Source organism: Staphylococcus sp. TE8 (assembly GCF_000692055.1).
In the GTDB taxonomy this organism is placed as follows: domain Bacteria; phylum Bacillota; class Bacilli; order Staphylococcales; family Staphylococcaceae; genus Staphylococcus; species Staphylococcus capitis.
The window spans coordinates 1223478-1245996 of record NZ_JMGB01000001.1 but is presented as its reverse complement, the minus strand read 5'-3'; the positions used below and the strand labels follow the sequence as shown (position 1 = coordinate 1245996).

At 33.4% G+C, this 22519-nt stretch carries 22 protein-coding genes, 1 pseudogene and 1 riboswitch; of the genes and pseudogenes, 21 read left to right on the top strand and 2 right to left on the bottom strand.

Translation table 11 applies throughout. The features are described from left to right. Positions 1-2: 2 nt before the first annotated feature. The 17 genes and pseudogenes from CM54_RS05795 to menC all read left to right on the top strand — a co-directional run bounded on the left by CM54_RS05795 (position 3) and on the right by menC (position 16557). Positions 3-1190, top strand: coding sequence for a BppU family phage baseplate upper protein (locus tag CM54_RS05795; protein WP_037549612.1), 1188 nt, complete (start codon positions 3-5; stop codon positions 1188-1190). A gap of 13 nt (positions 1191-1203) precedes the next feature. Then, positions 1204-1626, top strand: a complete 423-nt coding sequence (locus tag CM54_RS05790) for a hypothetical protein (RefSeq protein ID WP_037549609.1) — start codon at positions 1204-1206, stop codon at positions 1624-1626. Beyond that, on the top strand, positions 1607-2005 hold the full coding sequence (locus CM54_RS05785) for a hypothetical protein (RefSeq protein ID WP_037549606.1): 399 nt from the start codon (positions 1607-1609) through the stop codon (positions 2003-2005). The genes CM54_RS05790 and CM54_RS05785 overlap by 20 nt, the downstream gene beginning before the upstream one ends. Positions 2006-2418: 413 nt before the next feature. Continuing rightward, positions 2419-4182 (top strand): annotated as a pseudogene (locus CM54_RS05780) (glucosaminidase domain-containing protein); the annotation flags it as partial. 54 nt (positions 4183-4236) lie between these two features. Next, on the top strand, positions 4237-5895 hold the full coding sequence (locus CM54_RS05775) for a BppU family phage baseplate upper protein (RefSeq protein ID WP_037549600.1): 1659 nt from the start codon (positions 4237-4239) through the stop codon (positions 5893-5895). Positions 5896-5906: 11 nt separating this feature from the next. After that, the gene (locus tag CM54_RS05770) at positions 5907-6251 is read left to right on the top strand and encodes a hypothetical protein (protein WP_037549597.1); all 345 of its coding nucleotides are present in this window, start codon (positions 5907-5909) and stop codon (positions 6249-6251) included. Then, on the top strand, positions 6244-6390 hold the full coding sequence (locus CM54_RS05765; protein ID WP_002469988.1) for an XkdX family protein: 147 nt from the start codon (positions 6244-6246) through the stop codon (positions 6388-6390). The genes CM54_RS05770 and CM54_RS05765 overlap by 8 nt, the downstream gene beginning before the upstream one ends. A 41-nt stretch (positions 6391-6431) precedes the next feature. Continuing rightward, complete coding sequence (locus tag CM54_RS05760; RefSeq protein WP_037549594.1) at positions 6432-6947, top strand: hypothetical protein; 516 nt, start codon at positions 6432-6434, stop codon at positions 6945-6947. Continuing rightward, positions 6947-7483, top strand: a complete 537-nt coding sequence (locus CM54_RS05755; protein WP_037549591.1) for a hypothetical protein — start codon at positions 6947-6949, stop codon at positions 7481-7483. The genes CM54_RS05760 and CM54_RS05755 overlap by 1 nt, the downstream gene beginning before the upstream one ends. Positions 7484-7527: 44 nt before the next feature. Then, a complete protein-coding gene (locus CM54_RS05750) occupies positions 7528-7953 on the top strand; it encodes a phage holin (protein ID WP_037549588.1) in 426 nt (141 codons plus the stop codon). Continuing rightward, complete coding sequence (locus CM54_RS05745; protein WP_030058964.1) at positions 7953-9383, top strand: SH3 domain-containing protein; 1431 nt, start codon at positions 7953-7955, stop codon at positions 9381-9383. The genes CM54_RS05750 and CM54_RS05745 overlap by 1 nt, the downstream gene beginning before the upstream one ends. Positions 9384-9531: 148 nt before the next feature. Continuing rightward, positions 9532-9684, top strand: coding sequence for a hypothetical protein (locus CM54_RS12560; protein WP_145375924.1), 153 nt, complete (start codon positions 9532-9534; stop codon positions 9682-9684). A gap of 70 nt (positions 9685-9754) precedes the next feature. Continuing rightward, positions 9755-9865: a hypothetical protein gene (locus CM54_RS12555; protein ID WP_145375922.1), complete on the top strand. Its 111-nt coding sequence runs from the start codon at positions 9755-9757 to the stop codon at positions 9863-9865. 1 nt (position 9866) lies between these two features. Beyond that, entirely contained in the window at positions 9867-10052 is a 186-nt protein-coding gene (locus CM54_RS05740) for an XRE family transcriptional regulator (protein ID WP_030058967.1), read from the top strand. Between the two features lie 176 nt (positions 10053-10228). Next, complete coding sequence (locus tag CM54_RS05735) at positions 10229-12814, top strand: N-6 DNA methylase (protein ID WP_082243229.1); 2586 nt, start codon at positions 10229-10231, stop codon at positions 12812-12814. A 1341-nt stretch (positions 12815-14155) separates the two neighbouring features. Continuing rightward, positions 14156-15559, top strand: coding sequence for an o-succinylbenzoate--CoA ligase (gene menE / locus CM54_RS05730; RefSeq protein ID WP_037549584.1), 1404 nt, complete (start codon positions 14156-14158; stop codon positions 15557-15559). After that, positions 15556-16557, top strand: a complete 1002-nt coding sequence (gene menC, locus CM54_RS05725) for an o-succinylbenzoate synthase (protein WP_037549580.1) — start codon at positions 15556-15558, stop codon at positions 16555-16557. Before menE ends, menC begins: the two co-directional genes overlap by 4 nt. On the opposite strand, the gene yidD is transcribed toward menC, so the two are convergent. Next, entirely contained in the window at positions 16554-16802 is a 249-nt protein-coding gene (yidD, locus tag CM54_RS05720; protein WP_197018901.1) for a membrane protein insertion efficiency factor YidD, read from the bottom strand. The genes menC and yidD overlap by 4 nt on opposite strands. A 70-nt stretch (positions 16803-16872) precedes the next feature. On the opposite strand from yidD, the gene ytkD reads away from it, so the two are divergent. Next, on the top strand, positions 16873-17346 hold the full coding sequence (gene ytkD / locus CM54_RS05715; RefSeq protein WP_037549575.1) for an RNA deprotection pyrophosphohydrolase: 474 nt from the start codon (positions 16873-16875) through the stop codon (positions 17344-17346). Next, positions 17327-18112 carry an alpha/beta hydrolase family protein gene (locus CM54_RS05710; RefSeq protein ID WP_037549572.1) on the top strand — a complete coding sequence of 262 codons (786 nt, stop codon included), beginning with the start codon at positions 17327-17329 and terminating at the stop codon, positions 18110-18112. Before ytkD ends, CM54_RS05710 begins: the two co-directional genes overlap by 20 nt. Positions 18113-18189: 77 nt before the next feature. Here the strand turns inward: CM54_RS05710 and pckA are convergent, their stop codons facing one another. After that, entirely contained in the window at positions 18190-19782 is a 1593-nt protein-coding gene (pckA, locus tag CM54_RS05705) for a phosphoenolpyruvate carboxykinase (ATP) (protein WP_002434740.1), read from the bottom strand. 155 nt (positions 19783-19937) lie between these two features. Further along, positions 19938-20049, top strand: a riboswitch (SAM riboswitch). 108 nt (positions 20050-20157) lie between these two features. Between pckA and metK the strand changes: the two genes are divergently transcribed. Further along, positions 20158-21351: a methionine adenosyltransferase gene (gene metK, locus CM54_RS05700; protein WP_037549570.1), complete on the top strand. Its 1194-nt coding sequence runs from the start codon at positions 20158-20160 to the stop codon at positions 21349-21351. 110 nt (positions 21352-21461) lie between these two features. Then, positions 21462-22370 carry a nuclease-related domain-containing protein gene (locus CM54_RS05695; RefSeq protein WP_002434861.1) on the top strand — a complete coding sequence of 303 codons (909 nt, stop codon included), beginning with the start codon at positions 21462-21464 and terminating at the stop codon, positions 22368-22370. Positions 22371-22519 lie beyond the last annotated feature (149 nt).

Genomic DNA, 22519 nt, shown 5'->3' with positions numbered 1-22519 from the left:
TAATGGACGGATTTTATAAAGAAGCTAGAATCACTACTGTTGATGAACCTTACTTAAAGCCAATATCTGATGAAGGTATTGGCTTTTATAATATGGATATAAATACTGCGGTATTAACTTTTCAAGTGCGTAGAGAAATAAACGGGGAAAGTTATCCCCTAGAGATTAGCGAAGCTAACACTGAGATAACAGCTTATTTTGTTTCTGATAATGGTTCTTCTACAGGCAGAGTTGAAGTCGAATACGTTGACCCTATGCAAGGTATTATACGACTAACTTTAGACAATGATTTCTTAAAAGCTTCTACAGATACTTCTGTAACTGGACAAATATATATCAAAGCAGTCGGAAGAAAAGATACAGTGGTGCTTAACGAGTTTAGATTCCACGTTGCTGATGCGTTAATCAACCAAATTGATGCTGACATTAAAATAAGATATATCCGAGAAATTGATGACCTTGTAGATTTAGTAAAGGATAGAATTGAAACAGTATCTAAAGAGCTAGAAAATGTTCAAGAAGCAGAGAACGAGTTCTTAAACTTTGTCAACACTCAAAAATCAGAATTTGTCAAACAAGTTACAGATTTACGAGGACAAATACAAGATTTCGCTACACAAACTGAAACAGAATTAACTGATTATCTTAACACTATCAATGATAAAGTTTTAGAAGTTAACGAACATTTAAATGCAGCAACTGAAGGGGTTATCACTGAACAAAACTTAGAAGAACACCTAATCGATTATGCTAAGAAAGAAGAAGTCAGCACAGAACTGTCTAAGAAGGCAAATGAGGACGAATTCAAGGCGCTTTCGGACGGATTAGATGAATTAATACAAAGCAAAGTTAATGAAGCTATAAAGAGTGCTACAGGCCAATTATCAGCACTTACAGAATCAGACGGTGCTGCTATAAGGTTAGACAACGTCGATTTATCTACAATGAACAAGATTGATAAAACTGGTTTTTATTATCTTTACAACCCTACAAATTCTCCAGATCCCGATAATCAAAGTGGTTACGCTATTGTGATATCACGAAGCGAAACATACAAAAAAGTGTTATTCATGCCATATAACAGACACAGAATATATTCTCGCAACATGATGGGTGAAACGACAAGATGGGGTTCTTGGTATGACGCTACTAAAGGAGTAGTAATACCTGGATCTAATCCGGTTGTATAGGAGGTATTTTATAATGAAAAATAATTCAATCACTTACTCATTATCATTTTTGATGATTTTAGGATTTGGAACTCTTATGTTTGAAAGAGGGTTCTTTTGGACAAGAGAACCAAATACCATTATTCACGATAGTGATTTCTATTTAGCTCTACATCACATCATGCCAATTTGGATATGGGGCTTACTTGCTATGGTTTTTAGCACTTTTATTATCGCAGCACCATTCTTTTTACCCACACAAAAGTTGAATAACATATTTAACTATCTTATTTGCATTGGGGGTTGGGGCAATGCTTGTTTTTACTTCTTAATGACATCTGCGAGTGTGTTTCATGCTATCAATTGGCTTTTTCCTCTGCAATTTTCTACTTTCGCTATAATTTGTGGAATTATGGGGTTCTACGGAGGTGTAGAAATTGTCTCAAGAAGAAGATAAATATGTATTACGTACCGAATGGATACAAAACACTGGGAAAATTTATGAAAAAATTAACGAAAACGACAGAAAACACATCGAAGCATATAGTACGCTTGATAAAAGATTAGAAAAACAAACAGGTTTACAAGAAAAACAGTTTGAATCACAAGAGCGATTAGAAAAGCACTTAGAGAAAATTAGTAGTGTAATTGAAAAAGTTGGGACGGAATTCACTGACGTAAAGTACACAGTTAAATCTCACGAAGCACAATTAGAAAATATAAATAAGTCAATTTCTGATAAACAAAAAGGAAATTTTCAAGTTGTTATAGCTTTAATCGGTGGAGGAGCAACTATAATTGGGGCAGCAATTGGACTAGCACAATATATATTCTAAGTCGGCACTATTGTGTCGGCTTTTTATTTTGAAAATGAAAGTAGGTGTGTGAATGGCAATATTACCAAAAAGTGGAAAACCTACTGCCTCTCAAGTTGTAAATTGGGCTAAATGGATGGCTAAGAACCATAAAGGGGTAGATATTGACGGAAGATATGGGTTCCAGTGTTAACTTTCAGCACCATTAGTGAGTAATCATTAATGAAAACTCCTCTAATTCATGGGAACCCCTAACGTAAAGGCGAGGGCAATCATGAGCGAAGTCCTTAAAGGAAACGTGCAACGACTAGTCGAAAGACGTACGCTCAAGCGAGTGGAAACGGGGAGCAACCTATTGGGTTGATGATATAGTCTGAACATTCATAGAAATATGAAGAAGGTAGTAAGTAGCGAATACTATCGTAACAATATTGTGGGATCTACCTAACTATATTTTTCAAAGATATTGGCATTTTAGAACTTGGGGAAATGCAAACGCTATGGCAAATCGCAGTCAATACCCTAATAGATCGTGGAAAATTTATAGAAATACATCTAGTTTCATTCCAAAGCCTGGTGATATAGCAGTATGGACTTATGGCTGGGCTGGACATACTGCAATAGTTGTTGGCCCTAGTGACAAATCACACTTTAAATGCGTAGATCAAAACTGGGTTGGATCAAACCAATGGAGTGGTTCGAGAGCAGCGTTTGTTAATCATAACTACAACGGTAATGGTGGGAACATTTATTTTGTTAGACCACCTTATAAAGCTGAGAAAAAACCTCCTAAACCAAGTGGTGGTTCTGACACTTCAAGCACCACAACAAAAGATAATAATAAAACAGTAACGATTAAGAAGAAACAAACACATATCGATTTTACTATAGATGATGGTGAACCAACTTACCCTGAATTTATCCGACACGATATTGTTCAAGGTAAAGATAGAGGTCATAACCCTAAGAAAGTAACTATAAGAAACGCAAATACAATGTGTTCAGTTCTTGACTTATACTTTGACAGAGAAAAATATCTAACTGACAAAGAATATCCACACTATTTCGTAGATAGAAATCATATATGGCAACCGAGATTAGAAACGTACGAAGTACCAAGCCACCCAGACAATATTGTCATTGAAGTTTGCCAAGATTTATCAGCAAGTAAAGATGATTTTATAGTCAACGAGATACACACAATGCTACAAGCGGTGTTCAGAATGAAATATCAAGGTATACCAGTTAAACCATCTTCTATTGAAGTTGATACATCTAATATTTGGCGAAGCGTATACGAGCATGGAGATTGGGATATATCACTCAATGGATTGCCGCCTAAGAAAAATGTAGATAAAACAATCAATGGATTACTATATCTATATAAAAACAGTAAGAAGTTACTTTCTGAAATTCCTAAAGACAAAGTTAAAACAAAAACAATTAAGGTTACTGTTTCTGCTTCTAGTGTTAATAAAAACAAAACTACAACGACAACTAAAAAAGGAAGCAAAGAACCTTCTGTGGTTGTTTCAAGAAGTGCTTATTCATTCAAAAGAGCCGTAGCTATCCAAATGACTAAATCTCCTCAAATCAACTATGGTAATGGTTGGTATGGTGCCAGTTATTCGGCAACCCTTAATGCTATGAATTCACTGAAAATATGGAATAGCAAAACGCAAAAATATCAAATGCTTAATTTAGGTAAATATCAAGGTATTTCAGTTTCAGCACTGAATAAAATACTGAGAGGAAAAGGTTCTTTATCTGGACAAGGTAAAGCAGTCGCTTATGCTTGTAAGAAATACAATTTGAATGAAATATACTTGATTGCACATGCCTTTCTGGAAAGTGGTTATGGTACATCTTACTTCTCAAGCGGTCGTGCTGGTGTTTATAACTACTTTGGTATTGGTGCGTATGATTGGAACCCTAACTATGCGATTACTTACGCTAGGAACAGAGGTTGGACCACTCCAGCTAAAGGTATTATTGGTGGTGCTAAATTTGTAAGACAAGGTTTTATTAGCAAAGGTCAAAATACTTTATACCGTATGCGTTGGAATCCACGTCATCCAGGAAATCATCAATACGCTACCGACGTACGCTGGGCGCAAGTGCAGGCAGCAACAATCAAGAATCTGTATGACAAAATCGGAATTAAAGGCGAACATTTTATTAGAGACAGATACAAATAACAGGGCTATGTGCTGACAGCATGTAGCCCTAAATTATTAAAAAGAGGTGTTTAAATGGAAACGTACAAAAGCGGTACAGTTAACACAATCATCAATGAACATGGTGTTGATTTAGGCAGCATAAACGTTAATCTGTACACAATGGATAACAAGACATCTGTTATTGATATCCATCTCAAAAAGAAAAATTTGATTAGTGAACAACAAGAGTATATTCCGGTTAATTTTAACCAAACAAAGTTTAAGCCTATACTTCATGTTTTTGCTCAAGACGGTTCTATTTTCACTAATGAACCTCTTGAAATAATAAAACCTGAAGAGGGTTATGTAAGATATATCATTCCAGAATATATCACTAAACATGTTGGTCAGATGCAATGCAAACTGTTTTTGGAAAACCCAGAAAATAACGATAGCAGTCATGTTGCTAATTTTTACTTTACTGTTAACGATAGCGGTATAACTAAAAGTGTAGGCAAAGAAATACGAGTAGAATTACTTGATGATATCGTAGAAAAAGTAATGAAAGACAATGTAGATATCTTCAAAGGACCTAAAGGAGATACTGGAGAACAAGGTCCAGCAGGACAAGACGGTAAAGATGGTAAAAATGGCATTAATGGTATCGATGGCGTTAACGGAAATCCTGGTCCACAAGGCCCACCTGGAAAAGATGGTAGAGATGGTGTTAATGGTAAAGATGGTGTAGATGGTAAATCATTCGACTTTGCAAGTCTGACAGATGAACAAAAAGCAGAAATTACACCTAAATTACCTGATTTTAGCAACTGGCAACAATACAGATTTACTGAAAACGATGGAAGTCGAAAATGGCTTGGCACTTTGTCACAACCGATAGAAACACTTGATGCCGGTTTATATGAATGTTCTATACCCAACGACTATAAATCTGTAAATGCCCCTGCTGATCCAAATGGTGCAGGCTATATAGCAGAAATTAACGTTACAAAAGGTCAAAACGGTAGAAAACATATTATCCTTATTCAGAATTATCAAAATGCTATTTGGTCTAAAACAATTTATGCTAGTAACAATGATAGAGGCTGGATTCAACTTAATCCACAAAGTCAAAAATATAGGCTAACAAACGATGATGGCACTAACTTCTTTGATGCAAACTCAATTATCAATTTAAGTAATGAAGATGAAATTAAAAAACTACCTTCAGGAATACGTTATATATCTAAAACAACCGGTTTACCAACCGACGTTAGTTCTACAAGTGGTTGGCTTTTAAAATTAACACGTTCAGACTCTCAATTGTCCACACTATATTTCCAACCCTACAATTCTAGTCAATTACTTCAAAGAGTAACGTATAACGGTTTATCAGAATGGCGTTATATCAATCAAGCGTCTACAGATACAGGTTGGGTTCCATTACCTCTAGTTAACGGCGCAGCTCCTGATGTATATAGTGACGTATATTTACCGGTTTCATATAGAGTTAGAAAGAATGGAGATAACAAGACAGTCCAAATCATTGGTAACATCAAAAATTTATCTACAGGCTTAGTGTTCGCTCAACTGCCTTCTGACATTACACCAGTCAGAAATATTGAATATAAATTAAATCAAAGAATAGGAACAAGCAGTGCGGCAGCATATTTGGCTAGTGACGGTACTATGAAAATTATAGGCGCTTTAGATTCGGGAAGCACTTATATGATTAATCTCACATACATGGTTTAGGAGGTATTTAGATGATACAAATTTTTAGAAAATCTGACGGAAAACCCTTTCTTATAGACGAAAGTAAAGAAAGATACGATAAAGACTTATACACTGAAATCATGCCACCAAGTAGTTTGTATTGGCCGGTTAAATTTGACGGTGGAAAATGGATTGGAACACCGTATGAGGAATGGAAAAAACAACAAATTGAAGATGATGAGCAACCTAAAAAAGAAGAACCAGACAACAATAAAGATGAATTGATCGCCGATTTATCACTCGAATTGTTACAAACGCAAGAAAAACTTAAAGCAACACAAGAAGATGTCGCAAATTTAACACTAACAATCATGGGAGGGTCTGTTAATGCGTAATATCGGCATTAGATACTATAAAATGGGTTTCTATACAAATGAACAATTTGCATTATTTGTTAAAAGAGGCTATGTAACACCAGAGGAATATAAAGAAATGACTGGCGTCGACTACGACCCAGAGAAAGCACATGTATAAACCAACCTTAATAGGTTGGTTTTTTATTATGGAGGTGTCATATGTTAACGAATGTACTTAATTTAAATGATTCAAACGATGGTAATCGCATTAAACAGGGTGACTTTTCTGTTATGCGTTACATTTTAACTGATTCAAATGATGATGACCTAGAAATTAAAGATAAACCTGCAAAGGCTTATCTGATTAACTCTAAAGGTGTTCAATACATCTATGAAACAAAAGTCAATAAAGAAAAATCTAGCTATGTAGTCGATTTAGTGATTGATAAAATTCTACCTTCAGACGTTTACACATTGGAAATATGGGTCGACAACCAATATTGTTTCCCTAGTGATAGTAAAACGAAAATACAAGTTGAGGAGAGTGCTATAGGCATGGGGTTCATAAATGTTGAAACTCACGATCTTTGGAAAGAACTAACTGAATACGCTATACAAAACGGATATTTAAAACAAACAGAAGTAAATGGAGATTCATCGGACTTTGTAATTAGTGACGAAGCACCTAAAGACACAAATAAAATATGGATTGATACAAATGGAGGTAAAGAGTAATGCAAGCGATACCTAAAATTTTTGATAAAGAGAGCAACCAATGGATTGAACTTTTAGCCAAACCAGTAGCTGAAGAAGTAGTGAAGATTATGAAAGAGGACTATTTATATAATAAGAAAACAATGGATTATTGGTTGTTAGAAAATTTAGATGTTCCAACAACACCAATTAGAGTTGCAGTATTTACTGACGGCAATGAATTAGATGATTATACAAAAAGCGCTTTCGAATTCGCTTTTAACGATTATATAAACACCTTATCCAATAGAAAATTATTCAATTTAGATAAGTTTCTAGAATCTTGCTCAGATACTGCAACGCCTAAATCACCTCAATTTAAAGTAGATGCAACTGTTACGTATATTAATGAAGGTGAAGACAATACAGTGATATCCTTACCTAAACACGACAATATAACAAATGACATCGATATATGCGAAATGTTAGCTAAGACATCAACAGGCACACTCGAAGCTAAATACATTTATAACGACCACCCTATTGAAGATAAAAAATTATTCTTTGAAAGTAAATAACATTCAACCGGCTTTGATGCCGGTTTTTTTATGGAGGTAAAGAAATGAAAATAAATTGGTCCAACAGACTAAAAAACGGTGCAATTGTTTCAAGTTTAGTAGGAACAGTATTATTGCTTATCAAACAAATTAGTGAAATTTTCGGTGTTGATTTATCACATCAATTAGAAAGCGTCAGTGGCATTTTAGGCACTATTCTAACGCTTTTAGCAGGTTTAGGCATTATTACTAATCCAAACACTAAAGGCGTGTCAGACGCGGGTATAGACCTAGATTTAAATGCACCACGAAACGAAGAAACGCATCCAGTACAGTTTAAAAGTGAGTCAGGCGCAGTGAAACCTGAAGTTTTCGACACTAACGAACCGTTTACTGACGATAGTGATGAAATAGAATGGGATGTAGCAGATTATGAAAATAACGAAGATTTAATGTATGGACAATCTCGTTTACACGAGGAGGTTAAATAATGGTTGCAAACTTAACAGAAAAAGAAGCTGTTAAATACATTCACAGTTTAGAAGGTAAAGGTTGGGACTTCGATGGAAGTTGGGGATGGCAATGCTTCGATGAAGCAAATATGTATTGGTATGAATTATTTGGTCATGGATTAAAAGGAGAAGGTGCTGCAGACATCCCTAACGTCAACAATTTCAAAGGTGAAGCAACTGTTTATCAAAACACGGTTGAATTCAAAGCGAAGGCTGGAGATGTAGTTGTTTTCAATCGAAATTATGGTGGTGGTTATGGCCATGTGGCTATTGTTTTAGAGGGTAACCACGATGGGAGTTATAATCAATTTCTATCTTTAGACCAAAATTGGTTTGGTGGCGGACTTGCTAAAACAGAAGTAGCTCAACGCATAATTCACAATTACGATTTCCCTATGTGGTTTATCCGTCCTAAATATAAAAAAGAAGGACAAACACGTTCTGTTCAATCTGTAACAAAAAATAGTAAAAAAACTAAAAAAGTGACACGTAAAGCTAAAAAGCTAAATTACTTTAAAGATTATGTAAAAGGCTATAACTTACCTAAACGTGGTTATAACCCAAAATTTATTGTTATCCATAATGATGCTGGTAGTAAAGGAGCGACTGCAGAGGCGTACAGAAACGGACTGGTTAATGCACCACTATCAAGATTAGAGGCAGGAATAGCACACAGTTATGTTAGTGGTAGTACAGTTTGGCAGGCGCTAGACGAAAGTCAAATTGGTTGGCACACTGCTAATCAATATGGGAACAAGAACGGATACGGTATAGAGGTTTGTCAGTCTATTGGTGCAGATGATAAAACCTTCTTACAAAACGAACAAGCAGCATTTCAAGAGGCAGCACGTTTACTTAAAAAGTGGGGTCTACCTGCAAATAGAAATACAGTGATGTTGCATTGTGAATATTATGCGACAAGTTGTCCTCATCGTTCTGCTAAACTTCACACTGGTTTTGACCCAGTTATTCAAGGTTTATTACCTAAAGACAAGCAACTGAAATTAAAGGATTACTTTATTAAGCAGATTCGTAGCTATATGAATGGAGATATCCCTGTAGCAACTGTAGTTAAAGGTACAAGCGCATCAAGTAATACTAAATCAACTGTAGCAGGTGCGTGGCGTAAAAATAGTTATGGCACATGGTACATGTCTGAGAAAGCGCGTTTTACCAATGGTAGTCAACCGATAATGGTTAGGACAGTTGGGCCATTTAGAAGTTGTCCACATGCTTACGATTTCCAACCAGGTGGTTATTGTGATTATACTAGCGTGCTTTTACAAGATAACCATGTATGGCTTGAATACGAATGGCAAAATACTCTTTATTACATTCCTATTCGCACATGGAATGGTGTAGCTCCTCCCAACCAAAGTGTTGGTGAGTTATGGGGAACTATTAACTAATATGTTAAAATAAATATACCACCACGTCATCAAGGGTAGTCCTAGCGACTGCCCTAATTTTTTATGTGAAATTTAAAATAAATAGCTTGCATACTAAACGATTGTTTAGTATAATTGTGTTTGTAAGTTAGTTATTGACTTACAAGTTATGTGTAAGGGGGGTGAAAGCCTCGTGATAGACATAATAAAAACACTTCTAGAAAATCCAGTATTGGTAGTACTGGTTGTTCCAGAAGTGTTAAAACAACTTAGAAAATGGCATCTCGGTTACCTAGACCGAAAGCCAAACAACAAAGAATAAAATTATGTTTGGATCCTTAGGGCTCCTCCCTACACTTGAAGTATATAATAAATTATGGAGGTTTTCAATTATGACAGAGCAAATGTATTTATCGTTGTTTATATTAAGCCTACCATTTTTGCTATTTATAGGAAGAAAAACACATTTTTATTATTTAGATAAGAAGAACGGACGTAGATAAAATGAGTGACTACAAACTAAAAATAATTGAATTGATCGAAAGTGACATAACAGGATATAGAATATATAAAGATGCAGGCGTATCGCAATACGTACTATCACAGTTAAGACAAGGGAAACGTGATATTGATAATCTTACTTTGAGTACTACTGAAAAACTATATGAATATGCATGTAAGGTGTTATAGTAGCAATCTATAATCGCTACATTAACCACTCATACATGTCACTGGGGGGTATTGTTATAATTATTTGAAATTGCAGTACTTATCTATAGAGTGCAATTAAGCTAACTGTTACGATAGTTGCTTGGTTTTTATATTATATTAGTATTATTAAACAGGTGATATGAGAGGTTATTAAAATGGATTGGAAACTAGAAACTGATGTAAATTATTATGTAAAAGGTTATTTAGATAAACTAGGATTAGAAAAATTGGTAGATTATAATGACGAAACTTCAATGTCAGATTATATGAAGGAAGCATTGAAAGGTAGTGCTAAAACAGAGAAGAAAACGCGATTTGGAACACCAGACTTTCATGTTGAAGCATATAATATACCTGTTATTATTGAAAATAAATTAGGTGTAAATAAACTCAAAACACTTAATAAATCAGGAATTAAAGATGACAACAAATCTATCTCTAATTTTGCTGTTAATGGTTGCCTTCATTATGCGAGAAATATGATAAAGAGTAATAAATATAAAGAAGTAATTGCAATTGGGATTGCAGGTGATAATAAAGAAAATGTAATCGTAGATGTTAATTATGTTTTCGGGAGTTCAAAAGACACATATAAACATGTAGAAAATTATAATAATTTAAATTTCTTAGAAAACAAAACTAGTTTTGAAAATTTTTATAATGATGCGATTTTAACTGAAACTGAAAAACATGGAATTTTAATAGATAGTAGAACGTCATTACAAAAATATGCAAAGCAATTAAATAAATTGATGCATAATCATAATATTACAGCACCACAAAGAGTATTGTATGTATCAGGTATGCTTTTGTCTATGCAAGATATTAACGATAATGAAGGAAATATAATACAAAAAGGATTGGAGCCTCATGATTTAAAAGGTTTACAAACAGATACTAAGAGAGATGGAAAACTAATTATTGATCAAATAAAAGAATATTTACTAGTAAAAAATATTGAAAGAGAAAAAATGCAATTAATGTTTTCTTCGTTTCAAGAAATATCTAAAGACAAGCAAAGAGATGAAAAAACAGTATTAGATAAAGAGGTTAGTAAATTACTAAATGGAGATAGCAGTACTAATAAGCAAATCTTTACATTTATTTACGAAAATATCTTTAGCTCTATAGATTCAATGACAGGACATATTGATATTATGGGAGAAATGTATTCCGAGTTTTTAAAATATGCATTGGGTGATGGTACAGAGTTAGGAATTGTATTAACCCCGCCTTATGTTACTAAGATGATGGCCGAACTATTGGATGTACAAAAAGACAGCAAAGTAATGGATTTAGCAACAGGAAGTGCGGGCTTTTTGATTAGTTCTATGGAATTAATGATTGAACAAGCAGAAATGGAATTAGGAAAAGGGACTAGCGTGGCCGAAGAAGTTATAGAAAATATAAAAAGAAATAACTTACTAGGTGTTGAACTAAATGCTGAAATGTATACGCTTGCGGCGACCAATATGATATTACGAGGAGATGGCTCTAGTAATATTAGAAAAGCTAATACATTTAATACTCCTAAAAGTTTATACGAAAAATTTGGAGCAACAAAGTTATTGTTAAATCCTCCATTTAGTTATCAAGAGAATGGAATGCCTTTTATAGAGTTTGGATTAAATAATATGGAAAAAGGCGGAGTCGGCGCTATAATAATTCAAGATAGTGCTGGTACTGGCAAAGCTGAAAAGACTAACAAATCTATTTTAAAAAAACATACTCTTTTAGCAAGTATAAAAATGCCTGGAGATTTATTTCAGCCAATGGCAGGAGTGCAGACAAGTATATATGTTTTTGAAGCTAAAATACCTCATGATTTTGAAAAAACAGTAAAATTTATTGACTTTAGAAATGATGGCTATAAAAGAACGGGGAGAGGTATTCAAGTTAAAGATTCGCCGGTTGAAAGGTATCGTGACATTTTAAAAATATATAAAGCAGGTAGTAAGGCTAAAATCAATGATGAATTATGGGATATTGATAGCTCTTACATAGAAGATTTTATAAATGATTCTGGCAAAGATTGGAACTTTGATCAGCATGTAAAAACAGATAATGTACCTCAAATAGAAGATTTTAAGAAGACCGTATCTGATTATTTGTCATGGGAAGTAACTCAAGTTTTAGAAGGTAAAAAAAACCGTGGCAAAGATATAAGCTCTCATATGACTAAGGTAGAGAATGATTTTATTAACGACGGGGGCAAATTTGAAACGGTTAGAGTTGGAGATTTATTTAAAATTAGACCTACTAAAAATTATGGATTAACAAATCAAAAGCTTTTTCGCGAAAAAGGGATTTCGCCAGTGGTAGTGAATTCAAGTACAAATAATGGAATAGGAGGATATGTTAATTTTAATACAACAGAAAAAGGTGGAGTTGTAACGTTTAGTGATACAACAACAACAGACAGTATATTTTATCAACCAAATGATTTTATCGGTTATTCTCATGTGCAAGTCATGGAGCAAAGGGACAATAGGTGGAGTGAAAAAAGCTTATTATATTTTATTTCTGTGATGCGGAAAGCAGCACAGGGTAAATTTGATTACGGAAACAAATTTAATAGAAAAAACGCTGCAAATTTAACGGTAAAGATGCCATTTAAAAACGGTGAAATATATTTTGAGTACATGGAAAAATATATTGAAGAATTGGAAGCAGAACGAATTGAAGAATTGGAAGCATACTTACAAGTGATAGGGCTGTCTGATTATAAAATTACAAAATAAATTATTAATGCGGTAAATATCTGCGGAGTGTAATTGAGGTTAACTGTTGCGACGGTTTCCTTAATTATAAATAGTATCTTAATTGATACGTTTTTTTATCCTAATGATAAGAATGCAAGTTGTTTTAGTTGAATAGATAACAAAATTCGGTATAATGATTACTAGGTTGTTCTAACTTTTTTTAGTGTGATTGTTGAATTTTATATAATTTAACTTGCGCTACGGTTTACTTTAAAACCGTAGCGTTTTTTATTTGAAAAACTAAAGTATTGTGTTATTATGTTAATTACGAACTTCATGATTCATACCTATTACTCCCTAAAAATTTTATATTTATTTGTCAAGTTTAATTCCCCTATAGTAAAAATGTTGATCCCAATAAAGTATATTTTTATATTAAGCTTGATTCAATAAATAAGACTGCCTTACAAGGTGGTCTTATTTTTATTAGAAAGTTACTTTAATAATATTAGTTACAAAATGAAATAAAATGCGTAATAATTATGGTATAATATACCTAGTATTAAAATAATCGTTATGAATAGCGTTATTTATTTTCTAATAAATTATATTTCCCAACCACGTCAATAAAAGGCGTGGTTATTTTATTCACGTGTCAAATACGTGTCAAAATAGTTATATTTACTTAGGTTTATTTATAAAATAAAACGCTAAAAACAGCGTAGTTAAGCCATTTTATAGTTTGTTAAAAATCAACTGTCATCCCTCACTCTCCGTACAAACGCTTATAATGGTTTAAATCCATTATAAGCGTTAATTTTTTGCATTCTTTTAAATCCTTTTGTATCAACACTTTGGATGTGTTTTGTAAAATTCTACTTCTGAATAGTTTTTATTCGTTTTAAATTTTTAGTCAAATTGTGACTATGGGTATGATAATTAAGCTTTATTATAGTCACAACATTTTCTAATTTAGTCACAAGAAAATCTCATTTAAATATTTAACTACTTCTTAATCTTCTTTGTTCTCAAATTCTTTTATTAATAATCACTTTCTGTGACGAAAAGGAACATCATTTCTTATCTTTATTAAAATACATCATTGTTATAACAAGCGAGTAAACAAAAAGAAAAATCATTACAAACGTTACCATAAATGAGTTCCTCCTTTTATCTGTATGAATTTATTTTAATTATATATTTATATATTAATTCAACATAGTAAATCTTATTTAATATTATAACATTTATAAAGGTATAATTAATATATGCTTATCAAAAATAACGTGTTAACCCCCTATATATTTTAAGCTAAAGTACTGATAATTATGCAGTGAATCGTTATAATGAGTATTGTATTTAATTTTGGAGGAATGCGTTGTGGGTTATTGGTTAAAAGAACAATCACAATTAAATAAAGATAAAATTGCAGTGGCCACTGATGAACAATCGTTAACGTTTAGTGAGTTGTATGAGAAGGCTTATGATTTGGCACGCTACATTCAGTCACTTCATAAGAAAAGAGTAGGTTTATTTATTAAAAACGATTTAGATTCGGTCATTCTTATACATGCTTGTTGGATTGCTCAAATCGAAATAGCGATGCTCAACACGCGTTTAACTGAGCAAGAAATGAGAAATCAGATGAAATCAGTTCGTATTGATACCATATTACATACGATGCCTCTAACAATGGAGGGCTTTAAATTATACGACATTGAAGGTCTTAGAAATTTAGCACCTCAACAGTTCCAATCTAAACAATTCAATTTAGAAGATATTGCATCTATCATGTTCACTTCTGGAACGACAGGCCCACAGAAAGCTGTGCCACAAACGTTTCATAATCATTTAGCAAGTGCCACAGGTTGTAAACAAAGTTTAGGATTTGATCAACATACAAAGTGGCTATCAGTTTTACCTATTTATCATATTTCTGGTCTGAGCGTTATTTTAAGATCAGTCATTGAGGGATTCACGGTTCGCTTAGTTGGTAAATTTAATACTGATAAGATGCTTCATATTATTAAAGATGAAAACATGACGCATGTCTCACTTGTTCCTCAAACATTAAAATGGTTGATGGATGGTGGTCTTACACAACCATTCTCAATAGAAAAAATTCTACTTGGAGGAGCAAAACTCTCTTCTAATCTGATAGAGCAAGCACTTGCCAATCAGTTACCGATTTATAACTCTTTCGGTATGACAGAAACATGTTCGCAATTTCTAACAGCTTCACCTGAAATGTTAGCTCAAAAACATGATACAGTCGGTAAACCGAGTGACAATGTAAAAGTAAAAATTAAGAATCCTAATCAAGATGGTCATGGTGAACTTCTTATCAAAGGTGAAAATGTGATGAATGGTTACTTGTATCCTGAGAATTTGACTAATACATTTGAAGATGGCTTTTTCAAAACTGGAGATATTGCTGAGATAGATGAAGAAGGTTTCGTAATGGTTTATGATCGTCGTAAAGATTTAATTATAAGTGGGGGAGAGAACATTTATCCATACCAAATAGAAACAGTCGCTAAGCAATTTAATGAAATATCTGATGCAGTATGTGTAGGTGTTGCTGATGATACTTGGGGACAAATTCCTGTGCTTTATTTTGTTTCTGAAAATGAAGTCAATAGAGAAGATTTGTTAAACCATTTTCAAGAGAATTTAGCAAAATATAAAGTGCCTAAAGCCTTCTATCAAGTAAAGAATTTACCGTATACCTCTACAGGAAAACTGCAACGTAGCAAAGTATTATATGAAGGAAATCAATTATGATTATTAAAGCTATTCATTTATACACGTATAAACAACCTTTCAAATCTCCCGTTATTACACCTAAAGTTAAACTTTATGAACGTGAAAGTTTAATTGTTGAAATTTTAACCCGAGATAATCAATCTTTTTATGGTGAGTGTAATGCGTTTACTACGAATTGGTATGATGATGAAACGATAGATATAGCAGTTCATACGCTCAATGAGTGGATACCTCAGCTTATTGACAAAGAATTTAATTCATTTAGAGAGTGGTCTGTTTATTTAGAGCAACTTGAGGAGACCCCAGCGACTCGTTCAGCTATCGTTATGGCAGTTTATCAAATGTATCATGAGTTATCATCTTTCTCAGTAACCTATGGTGCGACAATAAGTGGTTTAACAAATGAACAGTTACATAGGCTTTATGAAACACAGCCACGTCGTGTTAAACTTAAGTGGTCTTCACAACTTGTTGAAGATATCAATGCTATACATCAAAATGATATTCATTGTGATTTAGCACTTGATGCGAATGAATCGCTGAATGTTGAATCATTTTCAAAGATTAGTGAGGTTAATCAAGCGAATATCATATATATTGAAGAACCGTTTAAATCATTAGAGAATTTAAATGCAATGAATGTGAGCGAATATCCACCTATAGCTATCGATGAGAAGGCGACTTCTATCAAAGATATTGTTTCAATTATTGAAAAATTTCCTATTCAATTAGTTGTTTTAAAGCCGTATAGATTAGGTGGTATTGATAAAGTTTTAGAGGCAATAGATATTTTAAAAGAAAAAAATATTAAATTTGTAGTCGGTGGCATGTATGAATTTGGATTAAGTAGATATTTTACAGCAATGTTAGCTAAAGAGGGAGATTATCCAGGTGATGTTACACCTTCCGGATATTACTTTGAAGAAGATTTAGTGAGAGATTCAGGCATTTTAAAAGAGGGAATGATTCATTTTATTCCCCCTAAAGTACAAAAAACTAAATTAACAAAACTTTAATGTTTATGTTCTGATTTCGATTGTTTATCTTTTTTTAATGGTACTGGATCGAAGCCACCTTTATGAAATGGATGACATTTCAAAATGCGGCGTATACCTAAATAAAGCCCTTTAAATGCACCATGATATTGGATTGCTTCTCTCGTATATTCCGAACATGTTGGATAAAATCGACAAGTAGGTGGTGTCAACGGTGATATGAATCGTTGATAAAATACAACTAGCGCTAGAAAAATCTTTTTTATCATGGTATTGCGCCTCCAACAAATTATTTAATAGATTTATTTTAACATAGTAAGAGGGGATGTGTGGATTGTGGAGTTTCGTGATAAAGACAATCGAACGGTCACTTTAAATTTTAAAACGAATAAGGATACGCCTAATGGTAATCACGTACTCACGATTCCAATATATAATCATCAACTCTTATTTACTCGACACAAAGTTCGTGGAATTGAATTCCCTGGGGGTAAAGTTGAGTCCGGTGAAACACCATTAGATGCGGTTTTAAGGGAATTATATGAAGAGACAGGCGCAGTTGCCGAGAAATGTATTTATATTGCGCAATATAAAGTAAACACAAATGATCATAGTACATTTCTTAAAGATGTATTTTTCATTGAAGTAAGTCATTTCATTGAAACTTCAACTTATTATGAGACAAATGGTCCATGTCTATTTGAAAATGTTTCCAACATACCTAAGGATAAGCAAAGTTTTTTAATACAAGATGCGACGATTTTGAAATGTTTAGAAAGGGTGAGAGCGCTTGGATTTTACAAAAATTAAGAAAATGCCAATCGACGCTCATACGCATCATTTTGATGAAGTAACCTATAAAGTAGATGGATTAAATGTCAAAGCTTTAATGATGACACCAGTAGACCAAAATGTAATTCAACGCATAGTTATATATCTTCGCGGTGGAAAAGGACAAGTAGGTCGTGTAAGAGCTGCAAGATTAATGCAGTTTGCAAATGAACATACGATAGTTATAGGGCCATATTATAGAGGTAATAACGGTAGTGAAGGTAAAGATGAATTTTATCGAGGAGATTTGAATGATGTAATACAATTAATTCGACTTTTACATGATAAGTATCCCTCAGCATATATTCATATGATAGGATTCTCACGTGGTGGACTACAAGGTTTATTAACCTTTCAAGACTTACCTGTAAATAGCTTCATCATATGGGGAGGCGTCTCAGATATTCATTTAATGTATGAGGAACGTGTTGATTTAAGAGGGATGTTAAGACGAATGGTGGGCCATCCTAAAAAAGATAAAGACGCTTATGAACAAAGAAACGCGATGAAAACCATTGATTCTACCAGCCCTCCTATATTAATTGTTCATGGAGGTAAAGATAAGCAAGTTGGCATTCACCAAGCTTATGATTTAGAAGAAAAGTTGACAGCTAAGAGGGTGTACTACGAAACGTTTTATCAACTAGATGAAGGTCATGTGCCACGACCTCCAGCAATGAAAGAAACATTATCTAAAATTCAACAATGGATGACCAATATTGAAGAAACTAAAAATAATTTGTGATATCAAATTTTAAATCAAGATAGAGATAAATTAAAAAGGGTGAGACAAACGTCTCACCCTTTAATAATTGGAAATATTTATTTATTGAATGCACCTTTTTCAGCAATATGTTCTACTTCTGAACCAAACTTTTTAAAGTTTTCCTCAAATTGATTAATTAAGTCTTGAGCTTGTTCATGATATTTATTTGCATCACTCCAAGCGTTCACTGGGTCTAAAATAGTTTTTGGCACATCTTTAATTTCAACTGGGATATTTAAACCAAATGTTTCATCTTTTTTATATTCAGCATCTTTCAACTTTCCTGAAATAGCTTGGTTTACCATCTGACGCGTATAGTGTAAGCTAATTCGGCGTCCTACACCATATTTTCCACCAGTCCATCCTGTATTAACTAAATAAACGTCAACATCATGTTTATCGATTAATTCACCTAATAAATCAGCGTAAACAGTTGGATTTAATGGTAAGAATGGTGCTCCAAAACATGTTGAGAACGATGGTTCAGGCTCAGTTACTCCACGTTCTGTACCGGCTAACTTAGAAGTGAATCCACTTAAGAAATGATACATTGCTTGATCTTTGGTTAGTTTGGAAATAGGAGGGATAACACCAAAGGCATCAGCAGTTAAGAAAATGATTGTATTAGGATGAGCTGCTTTTGAAGGCAACACGATATTATCAATATGTTCGATAGGGTAAGCAGCACGAGTATTTTCAGTGAATTTATTGTCATCGAAGTCTACTGTACCATCCTCTTTTACGACTGTGTTCTCTAGTATAGTGCCGTATTTAATTGCATCATAAATTTGAGGTTCTTTTTCTTTAGAGAGGTTGATTGCTTTGGCATAGCATCCACCCTCAATGTTAAATACACCATTTTTGTTCCAGCCATGTTCATCATCCCCAATAAGTTTTCGTTCTGGATCAGCTGAAAGGGTTGTTTTACCAGTGCCTGATAGTCCAAAGAATAAAGCGACATCACCTTTTTCACCTACATTAGCTGAACAATGCATGCTCATGATATCTTGCATTGGTAAAAGGTAATTCATTACTGAGAAAATACCTTTTTTCATTTCTCCGGCATATTCAGTGCCACCAATTAAAATGACTTTGTGCTTGAAAGAAATGATGACAAATGTTTCTGATTTAGTGCCATCTACTTCTGGATCAGCTTTAAAGTGAGGTGCTGATACAATTGTGAAATTTGGTTTGATATTTTTAGCTTCATCTTTAGATTCTGGACGAATAAACATATTGTGCGCGAATAAATTATGCCAAGCCAATTCATTAATCACAGTTAATTTTAAACGTGAATCTTTGTCGCTTCCTGCATAACCATTAAATACGTATAATTCATCTTTTTTACCTAAATAATCTAGAACTTTATTATAAAGTTTTAAAAAAGTTTCCTCATCAATAGGTTGGTTAATGTCTCCCCAATCGACATTATCTCTATAAGAAGGTTCAGTTACGATAAATTTATCTTTAGGTGAGCGCCCCGTATATTTCCCAGTACTTGCATTCACTGCACCTAATTCAGTTAATTTCCCTTCATTATTATCTAAAATTTTATTGTATAGCTGAGTTGTTGAGAGTTGAAATTGTGTTGATGGTTTCTCTAGTAAATTTTTTATTTTTATTGTTTCTGTGTATGTGTCTACTGACATACTCAATCCCTCCAAAGCAATAGTAGTTATGTAAGCCTTTACATTTAAATAGTATAACACATTAATTTTATTAATCCACCGTTAACATAAGCATTTAACGAAAATCATAAATTGACATTGAACCTTGAATTCGGTACTATTATTCTTAACGGATTCTCTTATCCTGAGTGGTGGAGGGACATGGACCCAATGAAACCCAGCAACCTCTTTTATGATAAAGAAAGGTGCCAAACCGTTTGCAGACATATATCGTCTGAACGATAAGAGCGAATGGACGTTTAAGGGCCTTCTCTCTATCTTGATAGTGATGAAGGCTCTTTTATTTAGCTCTCAAATAAAAGAGAATTTTCGTAATTTATATTAAAGGAGCAAAACATGACTTATAATAAACGATTATTTACTTCAGAATCAGTAACTGAAGGTCATCCCGATAAAATTGCAGATCAGGTATCTGATGCAATTCTAGACGAAATTTTAAAAGACGACCCAAATGCGCGTGTCGCTTGTGAGACAACAGTAACGACTGGTATGGCGCTTATTTCGGGTGAAATTTCAACATCAACATATGTTGATATACCTAAAGTAGTGCGTGAAACAATTAAAAATATTGGTTATACAAGAGCGAAATATGGTTATGATTTCCAAACTATGGCAGTTTTAACCGCTATTGATGAACAATCTCCAGACATCGCACAAGGTGTTGATAAAGCGCTAGAATACCGTAATGAAATTTCAGAAGAAGAAATAGAAGCGACTGGTGCAGGAGATCAAGGGTTAATGTTTGGGTATGCCACTAATGAAACAGATACGTATATGCCATTACCAATTTTCTTATCACATCAACTTGCTAAACGTTTATCTGATGTGCGTAAAGATGAAATTTTAGATTACTTACGTCCTGATGGAAAAGTACAAGTAACAGTTGAATATGATGAGAACGATCAACCTAAACGTATAGATACAATTGTTGTATCTACTCAACATGCTGAAGATGTTGAATTGGAACAAATTGAAGCAGATATTAAAAAACATGTCATTTACCCTACAGTATCTGATGATTTATTAGATGCTGATACAAAATTCTTTATTAACCCTACAGGTCGTTTTGTTATCGGAGGACCACAAGGGGATGCAGGATTAACTGGGCGTAAAATCATTGTTGATACTTACGGCGGTTATGCACGTCATGGTGGCGGTTGCTTCAGTGGTAAAGACCCAACTAAAGTTGACCGCTCAGCTGCTTATGCTGCACGTTATGTTGCTAAAAATATAGTAGCCGCGGAGTTAGCTGATCAATGTGAAGTGCAATTAGCCTATGCCATTGGTGTGGCTGAGCCAGTATCTATTTCAATCGATACATTTAGTACTGGTAAAGTTTCAGAAGCTAAACTAGTTGAAGCGGTTAGAAATAATTTTGACTTAAGACCAGCTGGAATCATCAAAATGTTAGATTTAAAACATCCTATTTACAAACAAACTGCTGCATACGGTCATTTTGGCCGTACTGATGTTTTACTTCCTTGGGAAAAATTAGACAAAGTTAATTTACTTAAAGATGCGGTCGAATGATAACCATAGCTTTCAAAATTAAGAGAAATAAATATTAATTAAATGTCGAAAAATTGATTTTTTTCTATTATAATGAGAGTTATTGAAATGGTTAAAGGAGCGTTGTTGTGATGAGTTTATCTTCACCGATAGTTATAGGCTTAATCGTTGCAATTATTGTGGCAATTCTTTTCTTTATTCTCTTTTTAGTAGCGAATCACAGTAAAAAGAAAATTAAAAACCAAACAGAAGCCCAATATAAAGAAAAAGAGCAACATATGAAAGAATCTCATGAAGAAGCCTTAGAAAAAGAAAGAGTTGAGAATAAAAAGGCTGTCACAAAACAAAAAGAAGATTTTGATGCGACAGTAAGCAGTAAAGATAGAGAAATTGATGCATTAAAACTATTTTCTAAAAATCATAGTGAATATGTAACAGATATGAGATTGATTGGTATTCGTGAACGTCTTGTTAATGAGAAGAGAATTCGTCCTGAAGATATGCACATTATGGCAAATATCTTCCTACCAAGTAATGAATTTAATAATATCGAACGCATCAGTCATCTTGTTTTAACTAGAACTGGTTTATATATCATTGATTCTCAACTTTTAAAAGGTCATGTATATAATGGTATTAGTGGTGCTCAGTTCAAAGAGTTACCAACAATGTCTCAAGTATTCCAAACACTTGATTTAGATGAATCTACACCTCAAACATTAGTATTAGATCAAAATGAAGATCAACAATCTTTATCATTTGTTAATTATTCTGAGAAGATTAAACATATTCAAAATCTTGCAGGTGATTTACAAAGTGAATTAAACACTAAATATACACCAACTTCAATTTTGTATTTTAATCCTAAAAATGATGGAGATGTTACAATTTCTAATTATAATCAGGCTTCTAATGTTAAGGTTCTAGTTGGGCCTGAACAACTCGATGAATTCTTTAATAAATTTGTATTCCATGGACGTATTCAATATAACGTGGACGAGTTACAAACTATTATGGATAAAATAGAGTCTTTTAATTAATTAATACAAACGTAAGAAAATCATTTTCTTACGTTTGTATTTTTTTATTTGAACAGGGTATAGAAATCTGAAGAGAGAAAATCATATTAATATTTTTACAGTTAAATTGAATCGTAATATGATAGACACCAAAGCATAGATGAGGAGTG

Coding starts and splice junctions, on each gene's coding strand:
- CM54_RS05775 (WP_037549600.1), top strand. CDS start 4,237: ATGGAAACGTACAAAAGCGGTACAGTTAACACAATCATCAATGAACAT.
- CM54_RS05770 (WP_037549597.1), top strand. CDS start 5,907: ATGATACAAATTTTTAGAAAATCTGACGGAAAACCCTTTCTTATAGAC.
- CM54_RS05765 (WP_002469988.1), top strand. CDS start 6,244: ATGCGTAATATCGGCATTAGATACTATAAAATGGGTTTCTATACAAAT.
- CM54_RS05750 (WP_037549588.1), top strand. CDS start 7,528: ATGAAAATAAATTGGTCCAACAGACTAAAAAACGGTGCAATTGTTTCA.
- pckA (WP_002434740.1), bottom strand. CDS start 19,782: ATGTCAGTAGACACATACACAGAAACAATAAAAATAAAAAATTTACTA.
- CM54_RS05740 (WP_030058967.1), top strand. CDS start 9,867: ATGAGTGACTACAAACTAAAAATAATTGAATTGATCGAAAGTGACATA.
- CM54_RS05695 (WP_002434861.1), top strand. CDS start 21,462: ATGAGTTTATCTTCACCGATAGTTATAGGCTTAATCGTTGCAATTATT.
- CM54_RS05795 (WP_037549612.1), top strand. CDS start 3: ATGGACGGATTTTATAAAGAAGCTAGAATCACTACTGTTGATGAACCT.
- CM54_RS12555 (WP_145375922.1), top strand. CDS start 9,755: ATGACAGAGCAAATGTATTTATCGTTGTTTATATTAAGCCTACCATTT.
- CM54_RS12560 (WP_145375924.1), top strand. CDS start 9,532: ATGTGTAAGGGGGGTGAAAGCCTCGTGATAGACATAATAAAAACACTT.
- CM54_RS05760 (WP_037549594.1), top strand. CDS start 6,432: ATGTTAACGAATGTACTTAATTTAAATGATTCAAACGATGGTAATCGC.
- menC (WP_037549580.1), top strand. CDS start 15,556: ATGATTATTAAAGCTATTCATTTATACACGTATAAACAACCTTTCAAA.
- metK (WP_037549570.1), top strand. CDS start 20,158: ATGACTTATAATAAACGATTATTTACTTCAGAATCAGTAACTGAAGGT.
- CM54_RS05755 (WP_037549591.1), top strand. CDS start 6,947: ATGCAAGCGATACCTAAAATTTTTGATAAAGAGAGCAACCAATGGATT.
- CM54_RS05790 (WP_037549609.1), top strand. CDS start 1,204: ATGAAAAATAATTCAATCACTTACTCATTATCATTTTTGATGATTTTA.
- CM54_RS05735 (WP_082243229.1), top strand. CDS start 10,229: ATGGATTGGAAACTAGAAACTGATGTAAATTATTATGTAAAAGGTTAT.
- CM54_RS05745 (WP_030058964.1), top strand. CDS start 7,953: ATGGTTGCAAACTTAACAGAAAAAGAAGCTGTTAAATACATTCACAGT.